Source organism: Niabella aurantiaca DSM 17617, from assembly GCF_000374125.1.
In the GTDB taxonomy this organism is placed as follows: Bacteria; Bacteroidota; Bacteroidia; order Chitinophagales; family Chitinophagaceae; genus Niabella; species Niabella aurantiaca.
Window position 1 is genome coordinate 85046 of the sequence record NZ_KB893626.1, and the last position, 26514, is coordinate 111559.

14 protein-coding genes are annotated in these 26514 nt (G+C 50.6%); 9 read left to right on the plus strand and 5 right to left on the minus strand.

Features of this window, described 5'->3' with window-relative positions; genetic code table 11:
• Positions 1-5: 5 nt before the first annotated feature.
• Positions 6-8693, minus strand: a complete 8688-nt coding sequence (locus B160_RS0105360; RefSeq protein ID WP_026309544.1) for a glycoside hydrolase family 94 protein — start codon at positions 8691-8693, stop codon at positions 6-8.
• A 228-nt stretch (positions 8694-8921) separates the two neighbouring features.
• Here B160_RS0105360 and B160_RS0105365 point away from each other — a divergent pair, with 228 nt between their 5' ends.
• Together B160_RS0105365 and B160_RS0105370 are read left to right on the plus strand one after the other, a co-directional pair.
• Positions 8922-10079: a helix-turn-helix domain-containing protein gene (locus tag B160_RS0105365; RefSeq protein WP_018626856.1), complete on the plus strand. Its 1158-nt coding sequence runs from the start codon at positions 8922-8924 to the stop codon at positions 10077-10079.
• Positions 10080-10158: 79 nt separating this feature from the next.
• Entirely contained in the window at positions 10159-11325 is a 1167-nt protein-coding gene (locus tag B160_RS0105370) for a serine hydrolase domain-containing protein (RefSeq protein ID WP_018626857.1), read from the plus strand.
• Positions 11326-11394: 69 nt separating this feature from the next.
• Here the strand turns inward: B160_RS0105370 and B160_RS0105375 are convergent, their stop codons facing one another.
• Entirely contained in the window at positions 11395-12642 is a 1248-nt protein-coding gene (locus tag B160_RS0105375; RefSeq protein ID WP_018626858.1) for a trans-sulfuration enzyme family protein, read from the minus strand.
• 678 nt (positions 12643-13320) lie between these two features.
• Here B160_RS0105375 and B160_RS0105385 point away from each other — a divergent pair.
• Genes B160_RS0105385 through B160_RS0105400 form a run of 4 tightly spaced genes read left to right on the plus strand, consistent with a single transcriptional unit; the run spans position 13321 to position 21389 of the window.
• Positions 13321-16446 (plus strand): SusC/RagA family TonB-linked outer membrane protein, encoded by a 3126-nt coding sequence (locus B160_RS0105385; RefSeq protein WP_018626860.1) that lies wholly within the window; start codon positions 13321-13323, stop codon positions 16444-16446.
• A gap of 10 nt (positions 16447-16456) precedes the next feature.
• The gene (locus tag B160_RS0105390; RefSeq protein WP_018626861.1) at positions 16457-18412 is read left to right on the plus strand and encodes a RagB/SusD family nutrient uptake outer membrane protein; all 1956 of its coding nucleotides are present in this window, start codon (positions 16457-16459) and stop codon (positions 18410-18412) included.
• Between the two features lie 38 nt (positions 18413-18450).
• Positions 18451-19716 (plus strand): DUF4959 domain-containing protein, encoded by a 1266-nt coding sequence (locus B160_RS0105395; RefSeq protein ID WP_157557923.1) that lies wholly within the window; start codon positions 18451-18453, stop codon positions 19714-19716.
• Positions 19717-19727: 11 nt separating this feature from the next.
• Positions 19728-21389, plus strand: coding sequence for a DUF4998 domain-containing protein (locus tag B160_RS0105400; protein ID WP_157557924.1), 1662 nt, complete (start codon positions 19728-19730; stop codon positions 21387-21389).
• Between the two features lie 92 nt (positions 21390-21481).
• Here B160_RS0105400 and B160_RS0105405 read toward each other — a convergent pair whose 3' ends face one another.
• The 3 genes from B160_RS0105405 to B160_RS0105420 form a co-directional block, all read right to left on the minus strand.
• A complete protein-coding gene (locus B160_RS0105405; RefSeq protein ID WP_018626864.1) occupies positions 21482-21811 on the minus strand; it encodes a DUF6686 family protein in 330 nt (109 codons plus the stop codon).
• Between the two features lie 344 nt (positions 21812-22155).
• The gene (gene recA, locus B160_RS0105415) at positions 22156-23184 is read right to left on the minus strand and encodes a recombinase RecA (protein WP_018626866.1); all 1029 of its coding nucleotides are present in this window, start codon (positions 23182-23184) and stop codon (positions 22156-22158) included.
• 579 nt (positions 23185-23763) lie between these two features.
• Positions 23764-24447: a hypothetical protein gene (locus B160_RS0105420; protein WP_157557925.1), complete on the minus strand. Its 684-nt coding sequence runs from the start codon at positions 24445-24447 to the stop codon at positions 23764-23766.
• A gap of 69 nt (positions 24448-24516) precedes the next feature.
• Between B160_RS0105420 and B160_RS0105425 the strand changes: the two genes are divergently transcribed.
• The 3 genes from B160_RS0105425 to B160_RS0105440 all read left to right on the plus strand — a co-directional run bounded on the left by B160_RS0105425 (position 24517) and on the right by B160_RS0105440 (position 26474).
• On the plus strand, positions 24517-25194 hold the full coding sequence (locus B160_RS0105425) for a TIGR02117 family protein (protein WP_018626868.1): 678 nt from the start codon (positions 24517-24519) through the stop codon (positions 25192-25194).
• 149 nt (positions 25195-25343) lie between these two features.
• Positions 25344-25703 carry a DUF3127 domain-containing protein gene (locus B160_RS0105435; RefSeq protein ID WP_018626869.1) on the plus strand — a complete coding sequence of 120 codons (360 nt, stop codon included), beginning with the start codon at positions 25344-25346 and terminating at the stop codon, positions 25701-25703.
• 63 nt (positions 25704-25766) lie between these two features.
• The gene (locus B160_RS0105440; RefSeq protein WP_083927668.1) at positions 25767-26474 is read left to right on the plus strand and encodes a hypothetical protein; all 708 of its coding nucleotides are present in this window, start codon (positions 25767-25769) and stop codon (positions 26472-26474) included.
• Positions 26475-26514: the final 40 nt, after the last annotated feature.

Consider the following 26514-nt stretch of genomic DNA (forward strand, 5'->3'; position numbering starts at 1 on the left):
GGCTGTTATAATTCCACTTCTATATGATGTTCCATTCCATCATCCTGAAGCGTGATGAAGGCGTCGGTTAAGGCCTGACCTTTTTCAATAAAACGGACCTTCCCATCCTTATTCCTGTTTTTTATGTAAAGGAAGTAAAAGGTCTTCCCGAACCGGTACCGGATCTCGTATTCTTCCCATGTATCGGGGACACAGGGGTCCAGGTAAAGCCGGTCTCCTTCCCGGCGCAGGCCGAGAATGGAACCAACGGACAGCTGATAGGTCCAACCCGCAGAACCCGTGTACCAGGTCCATCCGCCCCTGCCTTCATGGGGCGGCGCCCCGTAAACGTCCGCGGCCATCACATAAGGCTCCACCTTGTATTTTTCTACATCTGCAGCGGTACGCGCATGGTTAACGGGGTTGACCATAGAAAACAGCTCCCATACCCGGTCTTTATCTTTCAGTGCAGCAAAAGCCATGATGCTCCAGATAGCCGCATGGGTGTATTGCCCGCCATTTTCCCGTACGCCGGGCACGTATCCCTTAATGTAACCGGGGTAGAGGTCCGACTGGTCGAACGGAGGGGTCAGCAGCTTTATGATTTTATTCCTGCGGTCAACCAGGTGCTCGTTCAGGGCATTCATTCCCAATAAGCTTCTGTCTGGTTCACCACCGCCGGACAGGAGTGACCAGCTCTGTGAAATGGAGTCGATCTTGCATTCTTCGTTGGTTGCCGATCCCAGCGGAGTGCCATCGTCAAAATAGGCACGGCGGTACCATCCGCCATCCCAGGCATTCTGATGGATGTACTCTTTTAATTTTTGTGCTTCGTTTTTACAAATGGTGGCAAAATCCGCATCGCCATAGTCTTCTGCGATGACGTCAAAATGTGTAAGCACGTCGTAAAGAAAAAATGCCAGCCATACGCTTTCGCCTTTTCCTTCCGCGCCTACTTTGTCCATGCCATCGTTCCAGTCGCCCGATCCGATCAGCGGCAAACCATGGGCTCCGAATTTTAATCCGTAACGGATGGCATACTTGCAATGGTTGTACAAGGTTTCCCAGTGATTCAGGAATACCGGCAGGTCATAGTAGGACTCTTCATCGGGCCGCAGCGGCCGGCCGTCAATGAACGAGATATATTCGTCCAGTATTTCCTTGTCGCCGGTAGCGGTGATATACCTTGTGGCCACATAAGGGAGCCAGAGATAGTCATCGGAGCAGGTTGTACGCACCCCACGCCCGGTAGGCGGATGCCACCAATGCTGTACATCACCTTCCCTGAACTGACGTGAGGCTGCCAGGAGCAATTGTTCCCGGGTGATCTCGGGGGTAGTATGCATGAGGGCCAGCACATCCTGCAGCTGATCACGGAACCCAAAGGCACCGCCCGACTGGTAAAAGCCGCTTCTGCCCCAAACCCGGCAGGCCAGTGCCTGGTACAGCCACCAGCCATTGGTCATTACGTTCATAGCCTCATCCGGTGTTTTTACAACAACAGCGCCCAGGATGTGGTTCCATTGGTCGTGCACTTTCGATAGCGCTTCATGGGCAAAGGCGCTGCCTTTTATGTGTTCCACCAGTTCCCTTGTTTCCTGTTCGGTTTTGCCGGCACCCAACCGGAAAATGATTTCCTTTTCTTCTCCGGGGGCAAGCTGCACGAGCACCTGGAGCGCGGCACAGGGATCCAAACCGGCACCGGATCTTCCGGACAGGTGCTTCCTCGACAGGGCCTCGGGATTACGCAGCGTGCCATTCCTTCCGATGAACTCGGCCCGGTCGCAGGTAAAGGTTTGTTCATGGCCGTCGGTATCAAAAAAAGCAACTTTTTCCGCAAATGCCGAATTATACCGGTTACGGGCAAACAGGACTTTTGTCTGCGGGTCCTTATCGGCGACTACAAACATTTTGTTTTTGTGTACAAGATCGCCCAATACCCACTCTGTATAGCCGGTTACCGAAAGGCTCCGTTCATATTCGGTAAGGCTGCGGAGCCTGAGTACCACATATTTTACCGAGAGGTCCCGGTCTGCATAGATCCACATTTCTGAGGAGATGCCATTATACACCGATTCATATACAGAGTAGCCAAACCCGTGACGGGTCCGGTAGGGCAGTTTACCCGGCGCCGGCAGTGGTGTGGGCGACCAGTAAATACCGGAGGCCTCATCGCGGATATAATAGGCTTCGCCACACCGGTCGGAAACGGGGTCGTTTTGCCAGGGGGTGAGCCGGAACGCCTGGGCATTGTCTACCCAGGTATAGGCCGATCCGCTTTCGGAGAGCATCGAACCGATTTCTTTATTGGCGATGATATTGCACCAGGGCGCGGGTGATTTTTTCTGTTGATCGGAGATCAGAATGTATTCTTTTCCATCGTGGGTAAAACCACCGGTGCCGTTATTGAATTGCAGGTAGTCGGGCAACGCAATGGCCTGATCCGGGGCAACCCGGCCGGGTTTTGCGGTTACCTGTAAGGGCTCCGGAAGCCCTTTGGCCGGTTTCTTCTTTAACACCTGTTCGGCCAGGGTTCCTTTATCGTCATCAAAGATGAGGCGGGCAACGGTCTGAAAAAGGATGCGGTCCTCGTTTGAGATCTGATCGCCGGCCCGCACAAAGATGCCGCCGGGCTGATCCAGTACCCCGCCGCTGGTAGCCGTAATGAACCCGATCACCTGGTCCTGGAATACCTGCCGGTAAGATCCGAAGTCGTCGTTCCAGATCACAAGGTCTACCCGTAATCCTTTTAAGGACCAGTAGGAATGTGCCTTGATCAATTGCTTTACAAGGTCGATATTGGCGCTGTCCTTTACACGCACCAGTACAATGGGCAGGTCGCCGGATATGGCATAGCTCCAAAGGCCGGGTTGTCCTTTGAGATTGCTTTCGATAACGGAAGGCGTGGCCCGGAAGCTGTTGTTGGCATAAATAATAGAACCCGCGATAGCATTAAAAAGCTGGGCTTCCACTTCCGTGGCGTTGATCTGGCGCAGCAATACCTGGCTATGGGTCCAGGCCAGTTCAAATACCCGGTTCCGGATGTAGCGGTCCTGGTATTTGGCCAGCAGTCCTGTACAGATCTCTTTTGACTCACCAATGCCCATTACAAGATCAACGGTTATGGTCTGGCGGGCTTTTAAGATGATCCGGTGCCGGATGGAAACGATGGGATCCAGCACGGGGCCTTTTGTGCCTGATAGCGGCCCGTCCTGCTGCAGGGCTGCGGGGGCTGTTATGGATTGCCCGCGGCCGATAAACCGCATCCGGTCTGTTTCGTAAGATACCGATTCACTTTTTGTACCGTACAGCATGAGCGTATGGAACATCCAGGGCGGCGTGTCGTCCTTGGCCCGGGGTCTTCGGGAACAAAGAATGGCGCTGAGGGGCTCGTTGATCTCTGTTTGCACAAACAGGTTGCTAAAAGCGGGATGCGCTTCATCGGCTGCCTGGTCTGCCAGCACCGCCTCGCCAAAGCTGGTTACCTCGATGGTTTTTGAGGAAGCCGACCGGTTGGTGATGCGGATACGCCGGATCTCCACATCGTCTTCAGGTGAAATGACCACGTCCGTCTTTGTTTCAAAACCGTCATCTACCCGGCGGAACACAACGTGCCCCTGTGAAAAAACGGTTTCATAGGATTTGCTTTTTCTTAAGGCCGGCTGGTGTGTATTGGACCAGAAATGACCCGTCCCCAGATCCTTGATGTAGCAGAAGATTCCCCAGTTGTCGCGCGTGGTATCCTCCCGCCAGCGGTTTAAAGCGATCCCCTTCCACCGGCTGTAGCCACCCCCGCTGTTGCTGATCATCAGTGAATACCTTCCGTTGGAGAGCAACTGCGTTTCCGGTATGGGGGTATTTGGTGTGGTAAGCACCCGCATATGGGATTCGTGCGAGATGGTCTGCCGGTTAACGGTATCTTCCGTGTGCTCGTAAAAATTGGTGGAGCGTGGCGCTTTTTCCTGCAGCAGCAGCAAGGCCGACTGGAACTGGGGATCTTTAATAAAACGATCCTGCATCTTTTTGCCCAGCAGCAGGTGGGCCATAGAAAGAAAGCTCATCCCCAGGTGGTGCACCATAAATGATTTGATGATGGCATGCGTCTGGCCACGCGGCATGCGCGAAGGAGTGTAATCAATGGCTTCGTAAAAACCATAGCGGCCCTCGAATCCTTTTTGTGCCAATGCCCTGAGGTTATCCACCGCTTCCGGGGGGTCGATCATCAATGCCATCATCGTGGCATAAGGTGCAATGACCAGGTCATTGGCCAGTCCTCTTTTTAAACCCAGACCGGGTATGCCGAAGGATTGGTACTGGTAATGCAGGCTGGTATCTACCAGGTTGTAACCGGATTCCGAGATGCCCCAGGGGGCATTGCTTTTGCCGCCGTATTCGATCTGGTTTCTGACGGCGCCTTTATTGCTGCGGTCCAGCAGCGTATTTTCATAAGAGGGCATCAGCAGCTGGGGCATCAGGTACTCAAACATGGATCCGCTCCAGGATAAAAGTACGGGGTGGTTTCCCAGGTTGGTTACCAGGCGGCCCAGGGTAAACCAGGCGGTTTGCGGGATCTTGCCTTGTGCAATGGCGGCAAAAATACCCAGGCGCGCCTCGGATGCCAGCATATCGTAGTAGCTTTTATCTGCGATATCCTCGCTTATATTGTATCCGATGTGGAAAAGATTTTGAGATTTATTGTACAGGAAGTCATAGTCTACCGTGGAAAAGTCAACACAACTGTGCTTCATTTTTTCGATGCCGGCCAGGAAATTTTCTGCTTGAGTGGCACCCTCCTGCAGGCTTTTCAAAAGCTGGTCCAGTTGTCTGGTTTCTCCGGGATCAGCAGCGGTTTCCAGGTATTCGGCGATCTGGTCGGGCAATACCCGCTGCAGGTCCAGTATATTGTTAAGCGAAGGGGTTTCATGGAGCAGGTGCAGCCGCACAAACCGGGGAGCTACCGGAAGCAGCGTTGCCCAGGGACAGAAGGTACGGATGCAGGTGATGCTATCCGTCAGCTGTTTTTCCAGGCGCCCGATCCAGTTCAGCACTTCGGCTTTGCCGGCAATATCGTTACTGCTTTGCAGGGCCGATGCTGCTTCAAGCAGGGTGTTCAATTGTTGCAGCAATTCATGCAACGGGAGGGGAAAGGCTGCTTTCAGGCTGCCGGTGGTTTTGATGAGCACGGTTAGTTCCGGCGGGTTCTGTTTTTGAAGCAGGCTTTTGATCACGGATAAACTGTCCTGCAATCCGCCGATATGCTGCGCCTTGAACAGTTTTTCCTGCCGGACCTCTTCAAGTCCCTGCCGGAGCAGGATCAGCGCTGCAATAAAGTTGCCGCTGTCTACGGTGGAAACATATTTGGGTTGCAGCGGAACCAGGGATATGGTATCGTACCAGTTATAAAAATGTCCTTTATAGCGTTCCAGCGCCGACAGGGTCTCAAAGGTCTTGAAGGTCCGTTCTGCCAGCTTGTTAACAGACAGGTAGCCAAAATCATAAGCCGCAAGATTGGAAAGCAGGGTCAGTCCAATGTTGGTGGGTGAAGTCCGGTGCGCCAGCGATTCAATGGGATGTTCCTGGTAATTGTCCGGCGGCAGCCAATTGTCGTTTTCTGTTACGAAGTCCTCAAAATAGGCCCAGGTTTTACGGGCATAGAAATGCAGAACGTCCAGGTTCTTTGAGGAGAGGGCCACTGTTTTTTTGGTGGAGGGCCGGCTTACGCTCCAGGCTACGAACGGCCCCAGCAGCCAGGCCGCCAGTACAGGACCGGCGATCCAAAAGGCATCTGCATTGAAGAAAGTCAGCAAAACGGTAATGCCGGCGGGCAGGAGCACGGAGGGCCACATAAATAAATATGCATAGAAGATGCTTTTTTGCTGACTGCCGGATTGTTTGGAAGGCATCCATTGCAACAGCCGCCGGTGGGAGACCAGCATGCGCCAGTTGGCCCTGAAAATAGCATCGAGGTTTTTGACCGCCTCAAATGGCAGGCAGATAATATTGAAGAGGATGTGCGTGAGGCTGGTTATGGCATTGTCTCTAAGCTCAGAAAAATGTGCCCGCCAGTGCATGCTTTCCGGTTTATGAAACAACTGCCATGCAGTGGCGGCTATCAGCGGTACCAGCCAGGTAATAAAGAACAACAGGGTCCACAATTGCGGGTAGGGCATAAAAGCCCAGCCCATGATCAAAAAAGCGATCATGGCCGGGGCCACCAGGCTTCTGCGGATATTGTCCCATATTTTCCACCGCGAGAGGCTGGAAATAAAGTTCCGGCGGAGCTTGTTTTCTTTTCCGGGCACAAAGGGCGTTCCCCAGCTGGCGATCTGCCAGTCGCCTCTTATCCAGCGATGGCGGCGGCTTACATCGGCCCAATAGGTATCCGGGTATTCCTCAAACAGCTCCACATCGGTAACGAGGCCCGAGCGGACATACGATCCTTCCAGCAGGTCATGACTTAAGATCCGGTTGGGAGGGAAGGTATCTCCAAGTACCTGTTCAAAAACATCGATATCATAGATGCCTTTTCCGATAAAGGAGCCCTCAGAAAAAAGGTCCTGGTACACATCCGAAACCAGCCGTGTATAAGGGTCGAGGCCTGAATCATTGCTGTGCATTTTTGCATAAAAGCTGCTGCTGCTCCGGGGTATGCTGATCGCGGTACGGGGCTGCAGGATCCCGTATCCGTCTACTACACGGGAATGCTGTCCATTCAATACGGCCTTGTTTAGCGGATGCGCCATGGTAGCCACCAGCTTCCAGGCTGCTTCGCGTGGCAGCTGGGTGTCGGCGTCAAGGGTGATCACGTAGCGGATCTGTTTCAGGGAAGAAGTGTCTCCGGTGATCGTAATAAAATCGTATTGTCCGGCATCTCTTAAAAAACTGTTCAGCTCTGCCAGTTTTCCCCGTTTCCGTTCATGCCCCATCCAGGTTCTTTCCTTGGCGTTCCATTTCCTGGGCCGGTGAAAAAGAAAAAATTTGCTTCCGGTGCTCTCCTCTTTTACATAAAGGTGGTTCAATGCCTCAATGCGCTTTTGGGCATAGGCCAGCAAAGCTTCGTCTCCCGGCATCTTTTCCTGCGGGGCATCGGTAAAGTCTGTCAGCAACGCAAAATAAAGATACTCTTCGAGGTTCGCGAGATAGCGTACTTCAAGTTCGTCTACCAGCTCTTCAACCGCTTTTTCGCTTGTAAGCATACTGGGAACGGCTACCAATGTACATTGGGTTTCCGGGATGCCCTCCGAGTAATCCATTTTTGGAAGAGGGCGGGGCTTTATCAGCAGTGTTGCTGCCCAGTTGATGAGAATGATGATCACCTGGCTGAGCGCAATAAAACAGCAAAGGCCGAACAGCACGGACCGGTAGGCGCCCGCATCGTTCCGGTAACTATAGAAGGCGGCCCAGCAACTTAAAAGAAATGTAAGAAGCAGGGCGGAGCCTGCATAGGAAACGAGGCGGTTGTTTCTCAGAAGGTTCTTCAGCCGGTGCCTGGTGGTGATGCGCATCCCGGATCTGTGAATGAGCAGCTGCTGGCCTTTTTCGTCCACAAGATAATAGCCTACATGGTGCGTTTTTGCCGGCTCATTTTTTGCCGCGCTGTCTTTGGCCATGTCAATGGCCAGCTGTGCAACCTGGTATTCTTCCAGGGCGCTGTTTTTTCCCACCCATTCCACAATATGGCGGTACCGGTCGCGGGTAACAAAATCCATTTGCCCGTACACACCATCGATATCGGTGTTCAGTATTTTTTCAACAACGCTTACCTCTTCAACAAAAGAACGCCAGTCGGTGCTTTTGATCAACCGGATGCTTTCAATGGAATTCCGGATGGAAACCTGCTCGGTTGCCTGTTTCTGGTTTTCGGCATTCACGAGTTCAGCAGAAGAGTTTCCGGTTTCGGCCAGCCGCTCCTCCAGCCAGGTTAATGGCAGCGCCAGTCCCTGCCCCTTGCCCTGCAGCCGCCGGATGAATTCGGCGACAAAAGAGCTATCCATCCGCAGTTTTGATTTGGCCATTTCTGCGATGATGATGATGATGTCGCGCGGGTTCTGCTGTGCGGTTTCCAATAGCTGTTCCGACCAGTAAAGTGCTACGTTCTTATCCAGCCGGTCGATGGCCACGCGGGAGGCGATGCGGCGGATGTTTTCAATAATGGCCAGGCGCAGCATGATCGGAATGGCCCAAAGCTCGCCCAGGGTCAGGCGGGTTATGGTCTGATAGGATTCGATAAATGCCGTAAGGGTGGCAATACTGATATGTCCGTCGCTGTGCGCGATCAGCTCGAGGGCGATGTCGTACACCCGCGGAAATCCGGCGGACCGGCCCTTTGCCAGTATCGGCAGGGTTTCGCTGTAGCCTTTTGGCAGGTGGGTCCTTCCCAGGGCGATCTGCTCTTTGATCAGGTAATAGTTGTCCAGGAACCATTCGCTGGCAGGTGCAATGGGTTGTTTGGAATTGATAGAGTCGTTCAGCAGGTCATATACTTTTGCGATCACGTCTTCATTATCGTCAAGACGGGGAAGCACTTTATCCGGGGGATGGCCGGCTGCCACCACATGCGAGCGGGCCACTTTTTTACTGTGTTGCTGCATCTGGTCGTGACTGAACAACTCCAGACGGAACGGTTCTTCTTTTTGAAATTCGGGCAGGGACTCTCCTGTAAAGAACTCGCGCATGCGCACGACGAAATCATCTACGGGCTTCGAAATTTTCATAGCAATTCCTGATATAACGATTACAGACCTGAAATCGTGCGTATAAAGTTAATTTTTATCTTGTAGAAAGCGAAGGATAAAACAGCTGATTTTCCTGCACTTGCTGTACATAGGGTTTGTGGTCTGTTGAAATACATTCGTTTATAAACACCAATAAGCATGCCATGTAAAACTGGAGGGATAAAGGAACAAGAGATCTCTGCGTTTCTGCGGGGATAAAGATTTTTAATGAAAAAATATAATTTTACCGGTGAATCGGTTGTTATGAGGCATTTTTTTCAAACAATTATTTTGCTCGGTGTAGTGCAGGGATTTATTGTGAGCTGCCTTTTATTTTTTTCTTCCCGGCTGCGTTTGCCCAACCGGTTGCTGGCAGCGTTGATTTTTTTGCTCACCCTTGCCAGTTTTTGTCTATATGGATCATATATTGGCTGGTTTGGGTCAAAGTGGCTGAATTTATTGTCGGTCCTGTTTCCCATGATCGTGGTGATGCCCATCGGCCCCCTGTTGTATTTTTATGTACGATCCTTCCTGGAGCCTGGGTTTAAGATGCGCCGGAAAGAATGGTTGCAGTTTTTGCCGGCTATTGTGGACCTGGTCAGTCCGCTGATCGCCTGGATCTTTGTTCTGGGGGTGCAATGGGGGCTTCTCAAAGATGATTCCCGGCCCTGGACAACGGCCATGGATACCTATAATGTCTATTCCGATATTCCCCGGTGGATATCCCTGGCCATTTATACGGCCTTTACCTTCCGGTATCTTGCGGCGCAAAAACAAAAAGCTCCTGCCGGTTTCCGGTGGCTGCAGCAGGTAGCAGTAGCCTTTGGCGTGTTTGCAGGCATCTGGTTTATTTACCTGGTCCCCTACGTTATTCCGCGGTACACCGGCTGGATGCTGGACAACCTGGACTGGTATCCGTTGTATGTGCCCGTTACCCTGCTGATTTACTGGCTGGGTATTAAGGGGTATATTGTTTCCTGGCAGCAGCAGGCTGCGGAAAAAAGACAGTATGCTGCGCCGTTGCCGGAGCCGGTGGTGCATGCCACCATAGGATTGCTGAAAAAGACCATGGAGGAGGAACGGCTTTATCTGAATGCGGAGCTTACCCTGCAAAAGCTGGCGCAGCACACGGGTCTGACGCCTAAAACCATCTCCGCAGTATTGAACCAGCACCTGCGTAAAAATTTTAACGAGTTTGTGAACGGGTACCGTATTGCACTGTTCAAAGAGCGGCTGCTGGCCGATGAGGCAGGGCAGCTCACTTTTGCGGGAATAGCAAATGATTGCGGATTCAGCTCACCGGCAACCTTTCAGCGGGTATTCAGGCAGCTCACCGGCATGTCGCCTTCGGAATTCAGAAAAAATCATACGGCATCCGGGGGATAATATTACTCATATCCGGATTTGAGCAGGATTTTAAGCAGCTTGTTTGATACGGACCAGAGAGCTTTGCAGGAAAAAGACAATGTACATACTCCGTTATACGATCGCTCTATGGACGCTTTTCCTGTTTTCCTGCAGCGGCAGTCGTTCCGTTTCAGAAAGCAGACCCGTAAAAAGAACCGGCAGCACGTTATGGGATGCCCGGCAGCTGGCCTCTTTTGAGAAGCGGCTGGAACAGTTGCGGAAGCAGTACCATATCCCCGGCATTTCGGCCGGTATTGTAAATGAAAAGCAGCTGGTGTGGAAAAAGGGATTTGGCTATGCGGATGTGGAGCACAGGATCCGGCCGGATGAATATACGGTCTACCAGATCGCTTCGGTGACAAAGACCTTCGGGGCGATCCTGCTGATGCAGCAGGCAGAGGCCGGCACGCTCAGCCTGGACGACCCCATCAGCAAATACGGCATTAACCTGGGTGCGCGGTGGGGCAGTGACCCGCGCATCAAATTAAAGCACCTGATGACGCATACCGCTATGGGAAATACATTTAACGGTTTCAAACCCGGTTATGTATTCCGGTATAACGGCAGCTGGTACGGACAGCTGGGAAAGGCCATCGAAAAGGCTTCCGGTCAAAGTTTTGGAGCATTGTTGCGGGAAAAGATCACGATACCACTGCATATGAAAAATACGGTGCCCAGTACAGATGACAGTATTGCTTTTGCGCTAACGGGGTATGACAAGGCTGTTTTTTTGAAAAGGGTGGCCCGGCCCTACGACTGGAAACACCGAAAGCTGCACCCGGTAACGTTCCGTTATGGATTTAATCCCGGTGCCGGCATCATGAGCAATGTGGCGGACCTGGCATTTTATTCCGTGGCGATTGATGAACAACGTTTTTTATCGGACAGCAGCTGGCAGCGGATGACGACCCCCTATACCACACCCAAAGGAAAAACGATCCAGTACGGACTGGGATGGTTTGTAAAAAAATACCGGGGCATGAAAGTATTGTGGCACACCGGCTGGTGGTTCGGGTACTCCGCTCTTTTTGTAAAGATCCCCGAAAAAGACCTCACGTTTATCCTGTTGGCCAATTCGCAGGACCTTAGCCGGCCGTTCTACCATATTGTAAGACCCATTCCCGGGTTGGGCCTTGGATTCTTTAACCCGTTCCGGCGCAACCTGAACAAGACGTTGAAGGCATCAAAATTTGCTGTCGCCTTCCTGGATCATTTTGCAGATTGACCGTGAGCCCGGGTGTGGCATTGACCGATCATCCAGGCTGTTGGTGCGCAATGCCGGATGCATGCAGAATCAAGCCGCCTGGTCCGCCAGGCCGGAAAGGGCCTGTTCCAGGTCAGCAAGAATATCTTCTGCTGCCTCAATACCCACGCTCATCCGGATCAGCCCGTCTGTAATCCCGGCCTTCAGCCGCTCCTCCGGCTTCATAATGGCGTGGGACATGGATGCAGGATGGGAGATCAGGGTATCTACTGTGCCCAGGGAAACCGCACGGGTACACATGCGCAGGCGGTTAATGAATTGTTTGCCGGCGGCAATACCTCCCCGGAGCTCAAAGCTCAGCACAGCGCCCGGATGCCGCATCTGGCGGATGCTTAATGCATAATCGGGGTGCGTTTTCAGGCCGTTGTAGTTCACTTTGGCAACTGCGGGATGCGCATCCAGCCATGTTGCGACACGTGCTGCATTGGCGCTGTGCTGGTGCATCCGGAGGGGCAATGTTTTAATACCGTTAATGAGCAGAAAAGCATCGAAGGCATTGCTGTTTGCCCCCAGAAGCTTATAGGTCTTTACGGCTGTTGTCTGCATAAAATCCAGGTCCTTCCCTACCAGCGCTCCCCCGATGGCCGTGCCGTGGCCATTTAAAAATTTGGTAGTAGAATGATAGACGAAATCAACACCAAATGCAAAAGGCTGCTGCAGGTAAGGTGTGGCAAATGTATTGTCGATGCTTACTTTAATGCCCCTTGCCGCCGCCCGTTTACAAATGGCTTCGATATCGGTGCAGCCCATCAGGGGGTTGGTGGGTGATTCTATATGAATGAGCCGGATCTGCGGGTATTGGTCCAGGGCCTGATCCACGGCGTTCAGATCCGCCAGGTCTGTAAAACGGGTTTCAATGCCGGACCGGGATAATAAATAGGCAAAAAATTCGTGGGTGCCTCCGTAAAGGGCGGTATTGGTAAGGACCATGTCCCCGTTCTTCAGTAAAGAAAAGCAAAGTGTGGAGAGTGCGCCCTGGCCGCTGGCATGCAGCAATGCCTTTAAAGTCAGTGGGTTACCATCTCCGCCGTTCAGCCCGAACGCTTCGAGGGAGGCGATCAGTTTTTCCGCCGCTGCCGTGGTCGGATTGGCAAAACGGGAGTAGATATAGCCCGGTTCTGTTCCGGAAAAGCGGTTCATGCCCTGCTCGGCGCTGTCAAATACAAAGGTAGAACTGGCATAAATGGGAATGGCGTGACTGTGCAGGCTCCCTTCATCATAAACATTGTGGATGGCTGCGGAGCAGAAGTCTTCAAAACGCCGGGAAACTGTATTCATTCATTGTTGATTTTGACGAGACCGGAAGGTACAAATAATAACCGGTCGCAGCGAGCGGTGGGTTTAAAGAGCGCACATCCCTCTTTCCGGACGGGCGCATCCGTATTAAGAACGGGACAATTGAGGATCAAGGGGATGTGCCCGCCAGCCGGACTGTTCCGGGCGCAGCTCCAAACCCCGGCCGGGTCTGGGTTTTCACCCGTAATGGCGGCCATAGGCAAGGGGTGCCGGCGGGTTATTTTCCGGGAAAACGTCAATATGGAGATATTTATCTTGTTGCTGCCAACGATATGTTAAAAAGTGAAAATATATTTTGCAAAAACGTTTCAGTATGTTAAATTTAACAATTTATTAACGTTTTCAAACTTTAATTGATTAAAGAAGAAAATAGCCTTATATAGAACATCTTTTAATATTTTTTTTCAAAAGAACGTGTATTTATGAATCTGTTTATAAAACAATACACTGTTATTTAAATAATGAAGGCGTGACGACGTTGATTTGAAAAAATCCATCTTTCTGAAATTACGGCCTCAAAAAGGAAATGATTGTAGAATCAAAGCGATTATTTTATTTGCAATAGATTGTAATAAACCAAAAGTGTTTGGCCATATAGGTTTTGCTGTTTCCAAATACTGTCGATTTGTAATTTATTGGATTAAATCAAACTATTATCGTATGAGATTGATATGGGTATTTTTACTTGTATTCAGTTCTACTGTTGGATATGCCCAAACCAAGAGTATTTCTGGAGTTGTAAAGAACGCAGAAGACGGCGTCGTGCTTGGTGGCGTAACCGTAAGCATTGCAAATAAATCGTTACAGACAACCACGGATCAAAACGGTGAGTTTAAAATTGACGCGCTCGTTGGAGATACGCTGGTCTTTTCTTTTGTTGGCAAAAAAGAGCAAAAGGAAGTGGTCGGTACAAAAAGCATTCTGCAGGTACAGATGTACAACGACAAAAATGACATGGAAGAAGTAACGGTGGTGGCTTTTGGTAAGCAGAAGAAAGCCACGGTTGTAGGGGCCATCACCACCGTAAGTGCCAAGGACCTGCGCATACCGGCCTCTAACCTTACCAGTGCTTTTGCCGGCCGGATACCGGGTGTGATCTCCTACCAGTTGTCCGGCGAGCCGGGGGCGGACAATGCCCAGTTCTTTGTACGGGGGGTTACGACCTTTGGTTACCAGGCTGCACCCCTGGTATTGATCGACGGGTTTGAGTCGACCATGGACAACCTGGCCCGGATGCAGCCGGACGATATTGAAACCTTTTCCATCATGAAGGACGCCCTGGCCACCGGGATGTATGGTGCCCGCGGCGCCAACGGGATCATTATGGTTACCACCAAGGCGGGCCATGAAGGTCCGGTGGGCTTTAATGTACGTTTTGATGTAAACGTAGCCAGCCCGGTGCGGACGCCCAAAATGCTGGACGGGCCTACTTATATGAAGCTGTATAATGAAGCACGCATCACCCGCGACCCCAACCTGGGACCCTATTATTCCCAGCAAAAGATACAGTCTACGATCGACAACGAAAATCCGATGATCTTTCCCAATATCGACTGGTACAAGACCATGTTCAAGCCTTCGGCCACCAATATGAAAGCGAATGTAAATATTTCGGGCGGTGGCCAGGTAGCTACGTATTATGTGTCGATGGGGATGGACAAGGAAGAGGGCCGGCTCAGAACAGATCAAACCAATAAATACAGCAACAATATCGACATTCAGCGTTATTTTATCCGTTCCAATGTGGTCTTTAAGCTAACGCCCACTACAAAACTGGATACCCGGATCCAGGGCCGTTTTGAAGGATTAAATGGTCCCTATGTTTCGGCGTCCAACTTATTCCGGATGGTGATGTTCAGCAACCCGGTGGATTTCCCGGCGGTATATGAACCGGATTCGGCCAACCAGTTTACACAGCACGTATTGTTTGGAAGCAGCTTTGTGAATGGTGCTACAAAGGTGAACCCTTATGCGGAAATGGTTAGGGGCTACCAGGATAAGAACACCTCCGATATCACCGCACAGGCAACCCTGATGCAGGACCTCGGTATGATTGTAAAAGGCCTGCGGGCCCAGCTAAAGGCATCGGCCACCACCTGGAGCGAAAATACCGGTCTGCGTGCGTATAACCCCTACTATTACGACCTGGAATCGTACAACCAGATCACCGGGGTGTACAAGCTGTTTCCCCTGAACTCTACCAGCGGGCAGCCCTACCTGGGGAATATCATTCCAGTAAGGGATGCCAACGGGCGCTATTATTATGAACTGCTGTTTAACTGGGAGCGTACGTTTGGCCCGCACAGCCTGGCCGCTACAACGGTGGGTACAATGGAAAAGAACCTCCTGACCTCCGGCAGCAGCACTTCGATCTTTGAAGCGCTTCCCGAAAAGAATGTGCGGAACTCCGGGCGTGCCAACTATACCTACGACCGGCGTTATATGATGGAGTTTGGTTATTCGTATATGGGATCCGAAAAGTTTACCGGCGGCAAGCGCTGGGGTTTCTTTCCTTCCGTAGGTGCAGGCTGGTCCGTGTCTAACGAAAAATTCTGGGAGCCGTTAAAAGATGTGGTCAGCACGCTTAAGCTGAGAGGCTCCTGGGGCCTGGTGGGGAATGATAATATTGCCGCGCGCCGGGACCGCTTTTTCTTCCTGTCCGATATTACCCTCTTTAATGGTGCAACGGTTGTGGACAATGGTTACCGCTGGGGAACTTCATTCATGAACTCTTATGGCGGCTTCCGCGTGAACCGCTATGCCAACCCGGATATTACCTGGGAAGAATCCGAAAAATGGAACCTGGGGATCGACCTGAACCTTTTCAATGAAGCGTTAAAGCTGCAGACCGATTTTTACCAGGACCGCAGAAGCAAAATATACATGCGGCGTGAGAACTTTCCTGCCTCAGCCGGCCTGGAGGCGGCCATCAGCGGAAATGTGGGGGAGGTGCTGTCAAAGGGATTTGAAAGCTCGCTGAGCTATGAAAAAACCATGTCGAAGGATTTCTGGTTCTCTGCAAGGGCCAACCTTACCTATGCTACCAACAAGCTGGTAAGGCTGGACGAACGGAACTATCCGGACCAATACCTGAAAAGGCTGGGAAGCAATATCAACCAGCAATGGGGCCTGATCGCCGAGCGGCTTTTTGTAGACGAGTATGAGATCCAGAACTCACCCAAGCAGGATTTTGGAGACTACCTGGCTGGCGACATCAAATACAAGGACGTGAACGGCGATGGCATTATAAACGGCAACGACCGGGTAGCCATCGGCTATCCTACGGTTCCGGAAATACAGTATGGGTTTGGAGCTTCCATGATGTATAAAATGTTTGACCTGGGCTTTTTCTTTAACGGCAGCGCCCGAACTTCCTTCTTTATTGATGCAACAGCTGCAAGCTCGGAGGACCGGGCCGGGATCGCACCTTTTGCTTTCCGGAGAAACGCCCTGGCCATTATTGCCGATGACTACTGGAGCGAAACCGACCCCAATGTACATGCTTTCTGGCCCCGGTTGTCTACGTTCCCGGTAGATAACAATATACAGCAATCCTCCTGGTGGGTACGGGATGGTTCTTTCCTGAAGCTGCAATCGGTGGAGCTGGGATACAGCCTCAGACAGCTCAAAAGATGGGGGATCAAGGGCGATAGCCGCATCTATGTCAGCGGACAGAACCTGTTCACCTTCTCTTCATTCAAGCTCTGGGATCCGGAAATGCGGGATCGTGGGCTGGGATATCCAAACAACAAAAGAATTAATGTCGGGATTCAATTGACTTTTTAAAAAAAGGAACATGAAATTTTTTAATATTACTGTATTTGCGCTTTTGCTGATCACTGTTGTCTCCTGCAAAAAATATCTGGATGTGGTACCAGATAATACCCTGAAGCTGGAAGATATCTTTGATACAAAAACAGATGCCTGGAGCGCCCTCGCAAAGGCGTATAATTATATTCCGCGGGATGACAATACCCACTTAACCTCCTGGACCCTGGGCGATGAATGGCTGGGCCGGCTGGATCTGAATAGCAATACGACCCAGTTGCGGGCTATGCGCATTATGCGGGGGCTGCAGTCAATGACGTCGCCGCAGCTGGGGCTCTGGTCCGGCACCGAAGGCGGAAAGCCGCTCTACCAGGGCATTCGTCAAACAGACGTATTCCTGGCCAATATCGACAAGGTCAGGGATATGCAGGATGCGGAAAAAAACGACTGGAAGGCCCAGGCAAAAATGCTGAAAGCCTATTATATGTTCCTGCTGGTACAGCATTACGGTCCGATTGTGATTCCCGATAAAATGGCCACACCCGAATCAAAGCCGGAAGATCTTTTCCTGCCGCGGTCCAAAGTGGAAGATTGTTTTCAATACATATTGAAGCTGATCGATGAAGCGTACCCGGATCTTACCGAGCGGGCAGATGCGAACAATGCCGGCCAGATCGATAAGATGGTAGCCAAGGCCATCCGGGCACGGATCCTGCTGTTCAGGGCCAGCCCGTTCTTTAACGGGAACCGCGAATATTTTGGTGATTTCGTTGATCATGACGGCCAGCCGTTTTTCCCGGTTGAGTACAAACAGGAAAAATGGAAGGAAGCGCTTGATGCCATCGACGAAGCCATCACCATCGCAGAAGCCAATGGCCACCGGCTGTACAATTATACCCGGGAGCCTTATAACTACGACCGCGCAGCGTTTGCCGCAAATAGCGATAATATGAAAACGCTCTATAACCTCCGGATGGTGATCTGCGATCCGTGGAATGAAGAGCTGGTATGGGGTTATTCCAACATCGATTATTATAACCAGGGAGAGCTTGCCCATTCGTCGAATATACGGCTGCCTTCCGGCTATGAAGGCGTTGTCAATACGGCCGCATTTTCCTGGCAATGGATGGGCGCATCCTACCAGATGGCCGAGCGCTATTATACCAGGAACGGTCTGCCGATAGACGAAGATCAGACCTTTGACAAGAGTACTATGCATGAAGTATTGAATACGCCGGGGGCTGCTGATCCTGAATATGCACCGCTTGCGGGGATCATGCAGCCGGGTGCTCAAACCATACGGCTTTACATGAACCGGGAGCCCCGTTTTTATGCCAACCTGGGCATTACCGGCGGGTACTGGAGGGCACATACCCAACTGATCAGCACCATGATGTATTCGGGTACCGCCGGCGGGTTCAACTCATCGGTGAACCAAACCGATTATTTTGCGACGGGCATCGGCGTTCAGAAATTTGTGCATCCCGAGTCGCAATCGGGTGCCTGGCAGCGGACCATTAAATATCCTTACCCGCTGATCCGCATGGCAGACCTGTACCTGATGAAGGCGGAAGCCATGAATGAATTTTCAGGACCCAGTGCGGCCGTGTACGAGGAGATCAATAAAGTGCGCCGTCGGGCAGGGATACCCGACATACAGGTGGTGTGGTCCGATCCGAGTCTTTGCCGGAACCCGGGCAAACACCTGACCAAAGAAGGTTTGCGGGATATCATCTTGCAGGAGCGGTCCATTGAGCTGGCTTTTGAGGGACAATATTTCTGGGATATGATCCGGTATAAAAGGGCGGCCACCGTGTTCTCGGCCCCCATCCGTGGCTGGACCCACACCGGCACCAATGCAGCTTCTTTCTTTGTGCTGGAAGACAAACAACCCCGGCGGTTTACGATCACAGATTGTTTATGGCCGATCGACCTGAATGAGATGAATACAAATGGTAAACTGATCCAGAACCCGGGATGGTAGGACATCGTTTCAATGAAACGCATTTAATGAAAATGAGTATGAAAAATAAACTGATTATACCAATATTACTACTGATGCTGGCTGCAGCATGTAAAAAACAGGACCGGTTTGAAACGGAAAGCGGCGACAGTACACCGCCGGGCAAAGTGGTCCTGAAAGAATATACTCCCCTGTATGGCGGTGCCCGCTTTTTTTATTCGATACCCAAGGATGAGGACCTGTTGGGTATTGAAGCAGTGTATACCAACAAAAGCAACCAGTCGTTCACATTCATGGCATCCTATTTTATCGATTCGCTGGATGTATATGGCTTTGGGAGCATTGACGAATATACCGTGCAGTTGTATGCGGTAGACCGGTCGGGCAATAAATCGGAGCCACTGGATGTAAAAGTAACACCTCTGGAGCCGGCCTATACGAGGGTGGCCAAAACCGTGCAGGCCAAAGCAGGATTCAGCTCTTTTTTTCTCGACTGGCAGAATGAGCTGGAACAGAATGTGAATGTGTATGTGGAATATGAATTCCCGCAGGGCGGCACCAACCGTAAATTAACGACCGTATTCTCTTCCAACCTGCCGGCGGACAGAAAGTTTGTGAATGATCTGTTTTTAGGTCCCAATGAAAAGGTGAACGTAAAAGTAAAGGTGGAGGACATCTATGGCAACATGACCGAATTCATGGATAAGGGAACCCTTTCGCTCCTGGAAGATATGAAGATCCCCAAACAGAGCTGGACGATCCCCAACCCCAACGATTCTATCGGCGGAGTGCCTATGATGTTTGGGAACGGTTTGGAAGGAAGATCGCTCAAAGTAATTGATGACATCATCGACCGGGGCGATAATCTGAACTTCCTGCATACCCAAAGCCGCGGGCGTACCGGCAAAAGCTCGGATGGCAATATGCCCTGGAACTTTATCATTGACCTGGGAGGCTATTATCAGATCAGCCGGATCATTACCACACAGCGGCACTCCGGTGGCCTGGCCAATGTAAGCAGGGGACAGTACTACCGCACGGAAAATGTGGGTATTTACCGGACCTATATATGGGATGATGCCACCAGCAAATGGGATACCGTAATGCAATATACCATACCGGTACCGGCCGGCCTTACGGAACTGGAGTTTGTAAAGAAGGGTGAGGCCGGGGATATGGCCTATATGTATCCGGATAATCCCCAATATACCAAGCCAACCCGAAAGTTCCGGTTTGAAGCAGTAAAGGGGTTTTCCGGAAATTATACCCTGGATGATGCCAACTGTCTTTCAGAAATCACTCTTTATGGCAAAAAAGCGCAATAAATTTCAGCATTATGAGTAACAAAATATATATCTACCTGCTCTTCTGTTTAGCGATGGTATCATCATGCAGTAAAATGTATGATAACCTGGAAAAATACGCCGGCGAAACGGTGTATCCGGGACGGTTTGATACCATCGTCGGCCATGTGGGATTTGAGCGCGTGGAGATCGATCTGATGAAGGCCGGAAGGATCCCGGCCAGCCAGATAAGACTGGGTAAGGCCATGAAAACGGTTGTGGAATATGATGATAAGCAGCTTACCATCGATTCCCTGGCGTCATGGCTCAATATAACGGATCTTAAGGTATCAAAATTATACCGGTTCAGAGTGTACACCATTGATGAGAACGGGAACCGGTCGGTGCCCCAGCAGATCGGACTGATCCCCTATACCGAAACGGATGTGACGAACCTGGCAATGCCAACTCCCCAGGCGCTGACCTCACCCTCTTCAGCCATCCTGACCTGGCCAACAGGGATCTCTTCAGCCGTGTTGAGCTATTATGGTCTGGAATATTCCTATAAGGATAAGAACGGGGACATAAAGGAAGGACAACGCGGGCAGGATCCCCGCATCTTTATGGCCAACCTGGCCTCGGGTGCCATTGCTTCCATCGACCTCAACTATAAGATCATTCCCAAGATCAACGGCACCTCCATATTGGATACAGTGTGGGTTTCGCGGAAAGCGCAGGTGAGCATTCCAACAGGTTCCACTCCGTTTGCTCCCTTCGAACCGGCCATATTGTCGGCCAACGGGATCACTACGTTCACCGCAGATGCCGTTGCCCCGGTAGAGAAGCTGACCTTTCCGGTGCGCACGGGAAGCCTGCAGGATATCTTCTATTTTCAGGGGCTAAAAGAAATTGACCTGACCGGAGGCACGCTTTTTGAAATGACCGAGAACAGCTATAACCGGAATGGGGTTACCGACGTTATCGGTGGCGGCCCGATCGTTCCTTTTGCGCGCCGTATGGGCGATATGCCGCTTACCAGCGCGCAATTCCTGCTGGATCTGCTGGAGGTGGGTAAGCTGACCAAGGTGAAGTATCTTGCCAATTCTATGGGAATTGATGACCTGCTGGCACCGTATGTAAGCAGCGGGGTGGTGGAGATCGTAAGCAAACCCGATGAGGCGTTGATTCCCCTGCAGCCGTTCCTGCTGAATGGAGTCATTCAGGATGGAAACTGGGAGCTGGCTGTTGACGCTCCCGCGGCAACCTACCCGCCCGGGGCCGATTTACAGAATGTAATAAAAGCCACCGTGAAGAAAAAGAATGGTACGCTTGTGATACAGATCCCCAAGGAATACGAGTTTGATGTAGCCCAGTATAAATATCTGAAATTTAAAGTGTATGCGCCCCCCAAAGCTGTATTGTCGGGCACTTATGCCCCCTACCAGCGCCTCTGGTTCCGGTTTATGAATAATCTGTGGGCTTTTGGATCGGAGAGCAGCTACGGGCAGCAATACTGGGATTACGGCAAGGATGCGTACCCCATCAGCGATACGGATCTTGAAAAGTGGATCGATATGAAGGTGGATCTATCAAAAAGCGTAGATAAACACAACCGGGTAATTGTGATCAATATTGGCGGTGAGCCATCGCTCACGTTTGCCCCGGCTACAGATATTACCTATTATTTTGCCAATTTGAGGTTTAGCAAAGATTAAGTAAAACCGCAGGCCTTACAGATTTTTCTGCCGCAGTGTTTTGTCTGCGGCAGTTTTTTTGAGCACATGAGGCCCGGAACAATGCCGGCGGCCTACGCCGTTTTGAACAGATCCAGCAAGGACTCCGCCTTGAAATTTACTTCTGCGGTTTCCAGTAATTGAAAAAGATCTTCCAGCTCTTCCCGGTTCAGGATCATTCCGTAACCTTCCAGTGGTGTGGGTATGTAGATATTCTTCCGGCCGGGGCTTGCATCAAACGGGCTGTATTCCCGGTTCTCTTTTACCAGGGTATGAAATATATGAAGGTCCTGTGCGGTCATTGTCAGCAGGGTGGTTTGAAATGCCAGCTGAAAATGCCGGCACTCATTACAAACAATAAGGTAGCCGTGGGGGGCGTAGTAGAGTGTTTTAAAGTTGCACATGGGCTTTTTTTTCAAAAATATCGGCCCGTTTCCCGTTGGGGTTTCGAAAAAAGGAAAAGAAGTTACGCGATCGGGAAAAAGAAAAGCAGATATTCCCCGGATGTTTTAAGGGTCATCCGCGTCCTTATTACCGGATGATCATGGACCGGCATCAAAATGAACTTATAAAGTTATTGTCCGGTCGGTGAGGACGCCGACCGGGGCGCAGGCCACATAGTTTGTGTTCCGTCATGCGCTTTCCGCGCCGGTCACTTTTACCAGCACTACTATGGTTGCCGCTCCGGGAAAAGAAACGCCCCCACTACAGCGGGGGCGCACTTACTAACCTGTCTATATTCAAAAAATCATCCCTGCATTTCTTTGATCTTTTCACGGATCAGGGCTTCTACTTCCGCTGCCAGTTCCGGGTTATCCAGCAGCAGGGCTTTCACTGCATCGCGTCCCTGTCCCAGCTTGTCGTTGTTATAGCTGTACCAGGAGCCGCTTTTTTGCAAAATGCCCAGTTCCACGCCCATATCAATGATCTCCCCGGTTTTGGAAATACCCTCTCCGAAGATGATGTCAAATTCCGAGGCACGGAATGGCGGCGCTACTTTGTTTTTTACCACTTTTACTTTCACCCGGTTCCCGATGGCGCTGTCACCGTCTTTGATCTGGGCCGAACGACGAATATCGAGCCGTACAGACGCATAGAATTTCAGCGCATTACCACCCGTGGTGGTTTCAGGGTTACCAAACATGACCCCAATCTTTTCCCGCAGCTGGTTGATGAAAATACAGATCGTGTTTGTTTTTGAAATGGTGGCCGTAAGCTTTCGCAATGCCTGGCTCATCAGGCGGGCATGCAGCCCCATTTTGCTGTCGCCCATTTCCCCTTCCAGTTCGCTTTTGGGAACCAGTGCCGCCACCGAGTCAATAACCACAACATCCAGCGCCCCGGACAGGATCAGCCGGTCGGCAATTTCCAGTGCCTGTTCCCCGTAATCCGGTTGGGAGATCAGCAAATTATCTACATTTACCCCCAGCTTTTTTGCATAGCTGCTGTCAAAAGCGTGCTCCGCATCAATGATCGCACACATACCGCCTTTTTTTTGCGCTTCCGCTATCACATGGGTGGCAATGGTTGTTTTACCGGATGATTCCGGGCCGTAAATTTCAACAACACGACCGCGGGGCAGACCGCCGATCCCGAGCGCCGTATCCAGGCCGATAGAGCCGGTAGAGACAACTTCCTGGGTCGTTTCGGCTTTCTCATTCATCAGCATTACACTGCCTTTTCCGTAGTCCTTATCAATTTTGTCCATTGTAAGGCGCAGTGCTTTCAGCTTTTCGCTGCTCATGTCTATTTCCGTTGTTTTATCTGTTTTTGCCATAACCAAAATTACAATTTACCATTGTCCGTTCGAATGAATTTATCAACAATACAAAGCTAATAAATTTAGCAATACAAAGCTAATATTTTTGGACTTATTTTTGAATGAACTACTGAAGCGCAGAAACGCAGGGATGGGGCAGCGGTAACAGGATTGGAGCAGCAGGTTCCGGTGTTTTCCATCCCGATTGCCATCGTATGCGCGTCAGGATAAAAAAGACTTACCGTCATGAAAATTTCCTGGAAGTCAGTATTTGAGGTTGAAACGGATCGCAATGAAAATGAGGGGCTGTTTTAAACGAAAGGAACGGGCAAGGGGTTTGCAAGGTTTGCTAAAACATTGGGCTGCAATCTTCTTCCATTGCGGTCTTTGCGGATCCCCCGCGCGCCCTCGGGTTCAATTTTAATCACAACGATTTGGGAAACTAAAGGACGACTGGGACTTCCTGACTTTTCGGCAAAGATCAGGGGCTTTCTGAGTTCTGAAAATTAAACTGATGCCTGTGCGATTGTCATCAGGTTAAGGTTTCAGGCAGGATCCCTGTGCCTGATGCCGAATTCTAATTCCCACATTTTCAAGTTAACCCGCCACGATATTGGCAATAATGATGCCCAGGGTACCGGTCAGCAATCCGAAATAAACCTCCCGGGCGGTGTGGTCCGAAAGCAGCAGCCGAGCCGTGCAAACCAGCCCGGTGATCAGCAGCGAAACGATGATATAGAGCCCCATGCCCTGGCCGTACTCAAATCCCAGAAGGCATAAAAAGGACACTGCAGTGCCCAAAGCGATCCCATGCATACTTACCTTCATATAGATATTCAGCAGCAGGCCGATGGAGGAGGCCATGAAAACGCCCAAAGCAAAAACGACCATTTCCAGGGGCATTCCCTCAAGTCCCCGCCATACGTACCAGATCCAGAAATACCAGATATTACAGATAATGAAAGGAATGATCCGGTCTTTGCGTTCCTTGAGCTTTATGGAAGAAATAAATTTCAGGCCCCGTAACAACAATACGGACACGAGGGGGAAAAAAGTGTAATTGACAATGCCCTGTAACAGCACCATCAGTCTTCCGTCTACGGTAGTACCATAAAATAAGAACGGTTCCGTGTACAATAAAAAATAAATGACATATATCGGCACAAAAACGGGGTGGAAGATATAAGAGAGTAGGGTTGCCACAATCCGCTGCGCTTTTGGCTGCCGGCCGATTGTTTCCCGCAGTTCGTTATCGCTGTCTAAAACTATTCTGGAATCCATGTTGCAAAGTAAAGCATTCTGCTGGCGAAAATCGTTGCTTTTCTGCATCTTTATAGTAATATGAAAATGATGAGAAGGATACTTAAAGGGGTCTTCCGGGTGAGCGGTGCCGTTTTTCTTTTTATAGCCGGGTATTTACTAACCGAACGGATTCTCTCCCGCAGCGCCGTGGCGGAAAAGCCGGATGGCCTGCCTAAAACGGTTATGGCATTTATATGGTCAAATGGGGTGCATACCGATATCGTATTGCCGGTTACCACCATTTACAAATGCTGGAACCAGACCTTTCTCTATCAAAATACGATAAGTAAGGATAGCCTCTGCCAGTGGATCGCCATTGGCTGGGGCGATAAGGGCTTTTACCTGAATACGCCGGAATGGAAAGACCTGACCCTGAAAACGGCCTTTCAGGCAGCCGCAGGGCTAGGCGAAACCGCCTTGCATGTTACCTATTACCGGCATGTGCCGGAAAATGATCATTGCCGGAAATTGTTGCTTTCCAGTAACCAGTACCAGAAACTTATCCGGTATATAGAGGCTTCACTGGACCGGGATGCATCCGGCCGGCCGGTGTTTATTGCCACCAATGCGCAGTATAACCGGGATGACGCCTTTTATGAGGCAAAAGGAGCGTACAGCCTGTTTCATACCTGCAACAGCTGGACCAATAAAGGGTTGAAGGCTGCCGGGGCAAAAGCGTGCAAATGGGCAGCATTTGACCGGGGAATTCTTTACCAATACCGGTAAGTATCTTGTTTTCGACGACCGCGTACACCATATACGCGCCAGTACAGCGCACTGAAATGAAAAAATGTTATACACCCTGCCAATGGCTTTGCTGGAAGCCAGCTATATTTGTAGCATAAATTTTGTTTACTATTTAAATAAACAGTGAAATGATGCAGTTGACAGGCACTTTGGTTCAGGTATTGCCCTTGCAAAAAGGAATGGGAAAGAATGGGGAATGGAGAAAACAGGATATCATCGTGGAAACACAGGCCCAATATCCCAAAAAGGTTTGTATCTCCATCTGGGGCGACAAGATCAATGAAAGCCTGCTACAGGTTGGAAAGCCATTAACGATCTCGTTTGATGTGGAAAGCCGCGAGTACAACGGCCGCTGGTACACGGATGTAAAAGCCTGGAAGCTGGAACCGGCGGGTGGGGCCAACAGCGGTGGAAATCAATACACAGATAACAACCCGTCAGATACCTATACCGATCTGAATGACGGGGCTGATGATCTTCCTTTTTAAAAACACGCAGATCGTGATCCGCGAAGTGGAACGCATCTGAAGATTCAAAAACGAACAGAAGATATGAAGAAACAATGGCTATGGTTGACTGGTTGCGCTTTGCTGCTGGGAGGCATTATTGCCGGCTGCAATGGGTGCAAAGGCAAGAATGGGAAACCCGGTGCCGATGATGATACTTCCGGCATCGATATTTCGGAACGACATGATTCCATGCAGCTGATAGGAACCGACACGCTGAATGCATTTCAGATAACGGAAGCGAACAAGGACAGCGTTCTTTCGGCCACTACAAAAGCGATCCTTACCTTGTTTAAGAATAAAGAATACGCAAAGCTCGATTCATTCATCCACCCGCTGGAAGGCATCCGCTTTTCGCCCTATGCCACCATTGAGCCAGGCTCAGACAAAAAGTTCTCACGCGAAGCGTTCCGGGAGCTGATGACTACAAACAGGAACAAAAAAATAAACTGGGGTACTTATGACGGAAGCGGTAATGCCATCGTTCTTTCCCCCGCGGAATATTTTGGGAAGTTTGTATACGACGGCAATTTCCTGAGCCCCAAGCGGGCCGGTGTGAATACCGTTTTGGGAAAAGGCAATTCAGTCAACAATCTCCGGTCCGTATATCCGGGAGCGGAGTTTACAGAGAACTATCTGGGCGGAACCAAAAAGTACGGGGGAATGGATTGGAAGTCCGTACGACTGGTGTACAAACTCGAAAACGGCCGGTACTATCTGATCGCGATCGTGCATGATCAGTGGACCATCTGATTGGATCCCATTTCTTCAGCAGGGTTCTTCTATTCCTGCC